1 protein-coding gene is annotated in these 1,835 nt (G+C 74.5%); it reads left to right on the forward strand.

What is annotated here, in order from left to right:
- The first annotated feature begins 176 nt into the window (after positions 1-176).
- Positions 177-1,784: an amidohydrolase family protein gene (locus ACFVIM_RS34950; protein WP_384310360.1), complete on the forward strand. Its 1,608-nt coding sequence runs from the start codon at positions 177-179 to the stop codon at positions 1,782-1,784.
- The last annotated feature ends 51 nt before the right edge of the window (positions 1,785-1,835 follow it).

The raw sequence follows: 1,835 nt of genomic DNA on the forward strand, positions 1-1,835 counted from the left end.
ACCGCCCAGCACGCGCCCCCCCCGCGCCCGGGGCCCCGCCACGGCACGACGGCCCGGGGGAGCGCTCCCCCGGCCCGGACCGCGCGACGGATCCGGGGCCGCTCCCCGGCCCCCGTCGTGGCTCCGCCCCACCCGGCCCGACCCGCCCACCATCGCGACAAAGGGGAAGCGAACTCATGGACCTCGTCATCCGCGGCGCCCAGGTCATCGACGGGGGCGGCGGCCCCTCGTACCGCGCCGACGTCGGCATAACGGCGGGCCGGATCGCCGCCATCCGCGGCGAGGGCGAACCGTCGCTCGGCGGCGCCCGCGTCCTCGACGCCACCGGACTGGCCCTCTCCCCCGGCTTCATCGACATGCACGCCCACAGCGATCTGGCCCTGCTGCGCGACCCGGCGCACGAGGCCAAGACCGCCCAGGGCGTCACCCTGGAGGTGCTCGGCCAGGACGGGCTCTCCTACGCCCCCGTCGACGACGCCACCCTGGCCGATGTCCGCCGGGCCATCAACGGCTGGAACGGCGGCGGCCCCGGCGACGACTCCGTCGACTTCGACTGGCGGACCGTCGGCGAGTACCTCGACCGGCTCGACCGGGGCATCGCGGTCAACGCCGCCTATCTGATCCCCCAGGGCACGGTCCGGATGTACGCGATGGGCTGGGAGGACCGCCCGCCCACCGACGACGAGCTGACCCTGATGAAGCGCCTGGTCGCCGAGGGCCTGGAACAGGGCGCCGTCGGGATGTCCTCGGGACTGACCTACACCCCCGGGATGTACGCCAAGGACGCCGAGCTGACCGAGCTGTGCCGGATCGTCGCCGCCCACGACGGCTACTACTGCCCCCACCACCGCTCCTACGGCGCGGGCGCCCTGGAGGCGTACGCCGAGATGGTGCAGCTCACCCGGGAGGCGGGCTGTGCCCTCCACCTCGCCCACGCCACCATGAACTTCGGCGTCAACAAGGGCCGCGCCGCCGATCTGCTCACCCTGCTGGACGGCGCGCTGGCCGAGGGCGCGGACATCACCCTCGACACCTATCCCTACACCCCCGGCTCCACCACCCTCGTCGCCGTCCTGCCGAGCTGGGCCAGCGAGGGCGGCCCCGAGGCGCTGCTGGAGCGGCTGCGCGACGACGAGACCGCCGCCAGGATCCGCCACCATCTGGAGGAGCTGGGCTCCGACGGCTGTCACGGCGTACGGGTGGAGTGGGAGACCATCGAGATCTCGGGCACCAGCGATCCGGGCCTGACCGAGTACGTCGGCAAGACGATCGAGGAGTCCGCCGCCGCACGCGGCGAGGACCCGTGGGTGACGGCCCGGCGGCTGCTGATCGAGGACCGGCTCGGCTCGACGATCCTCCAGCACGTCGGCCATGAGGAGAACGTACGGGCGATCATGCGCCACCCGGTCCACACCGGCGGCAGCGACGGCATCCTCCAGGGCGCCAAGCCCCATCCGCGCGCCTACGGCACCTTCCCGCACTATCTGGGCCGCTACGCCCGCGAGCTGGGGGTGCTCAGCCTGGAGGAGACGGTGGCCCATCTCACCGCCCGCCCGGCGGCCCGGCTGAGGCTGCCCGACCGGGGCTGGGTGCGCGAGGGCTACCGCGCCGACCTGGTCCTCTTCGACCCTCAGACGGTCGCGGCGGGCTCCACCTTCGCGGCGCCCCGCACCCTGCCGACGGGCATCCCCCATGTCCTGATCGACGGGAAGTTCGTGGTCGAGGACGGGACACGGACGGACGTCCTGGCGGGCCGCTCGGTCCGCCGCACCCCGTCCGCCTGACGTCCCGCCCCCACCCGCCGCGCCCCGCACGGCGCCCCGTCAGCCGGGGCG

The sequence above is a fragment of the Streptomyces sp. NPDC057638 genome (assembly GCF_042800315.1).
Lineage (GTDB): Bacteria > Actinomycetota > Actinomycetes > Streptomycetales > Streptomycetaceae > Streptomyces.

Coding starts and splice junctions, on each gene's coding strand:
- ACFVIM_RS34950 (WP_384310360.1), top strand. CDS start 177: ATGGACCTCGTCATCCGCGGCGCCCAGGTCATCGACGGGGGCGGCGGC.